This is a genomic window from Odoribacter sp. N15.MGS-14 (genome assembly GCF_000980245.1).
GTDB lineage: Bacteria > Bacteroidota > Bacteroidia > Bacteroidales > Marinifilaceae > Odoribacter > Odoribacter splanchnicus.
The window spans coordinates 1-922 of sequence record NZ_LARE01000170.1 but is presented as its reverse complement, the minus strand read 5'-3'; the positions used below and the strand labels follow the sequence as shown (position 1 = coordinate 922).

The 922-nt window shown below is 50.3% G+C and carries 2 rRNA genes; both read left to right on the top strand.

Features of this window, described 5'->3' with window-relative positions:
- A 16S ribosomal RNA gene (locus tag WS34_RS14885) occupies positions 1–213 on the top strand; the annotation flags it as partial.
- Between the two features lie 183 nt (positions 214–396).
- Positions 397–922 (top strand): 23S ribosomal RNA (locus WS34_RS14880); the annotation flags it as partial.

Genomic DNA, 922 nt, shown 5'->3' with positions numbered 1-922 from the left:
CGCCTCCATGAAGTTGGATTCGCTAGTAATCGCGCATCAGCCATGGCGCGGTGAATACGTTCCCGGGCCTTGTACACACCGCCCGTCAAGCCATGGAAGCTGGGGGTGCCTGAAGTTCGTGACCGCAAGGAGCGACCTAGGGCAAAACCGGTAACTGGGGCTAAGTCGTAACAAGGTAGCCGTACCGGAAGGTGCGGCTGGAACACCTCCTTTCTGGAGCCTTGTTTCAAAGGTAATTTAGCTGCTCACTTCAAAGAAACGTCACAACAGCACCGCTTTAGGCGTAGGTTCGAACCGAGTGCTGTTCACTGCAAATGAAAATTTGCGACGTTCATTGACATATTTAAGGAGATGAGATAAAGTTCCGATAACTACAATAGGGGATATCGGAAATGTAAGAAAGTAATAAAGGGCGTATGGGGGATGCCTAGGCTCTTGGAGGCGAAGAAAGACGTGGTAAGCTGCGATAAGCCTCGGGGATTTGCAAACGAGAATTGATCCGAGGATTTCTGAATGGGACAACCCGGCAGGCAGAAGGCCTGTCACACGAAAGTGGGCCAACCCTCTGAACTGAAACATCTTAGTAGGAGGAGGAAAAGAAAGAAACATCGATTTCCTAAGTAGCGGCGAGCGAACGGGAAACAGCCTAAACCACAATTGTTACGGCAACTGTGGGGTTGTAGGACTGCAATATTCAAATGACTGTGAACTGGAATGTTCTGGAAAGTTCATCCATAGAGAGTGAAAGACTCGTACAGGCAAGCACGTCAGGCGATAGCAGTATCCTGAGTAGGGCGGGACACGAGGAATCCTGTCTGAATCCGCCGGGACCACCCGGTAAGGCTAAATACTCCCAAGAGACCGATAGTGAACCAGTACCGTGAGGGAAAGGTGAAAAGAACCCCGAACAGGGGAGTGAAAT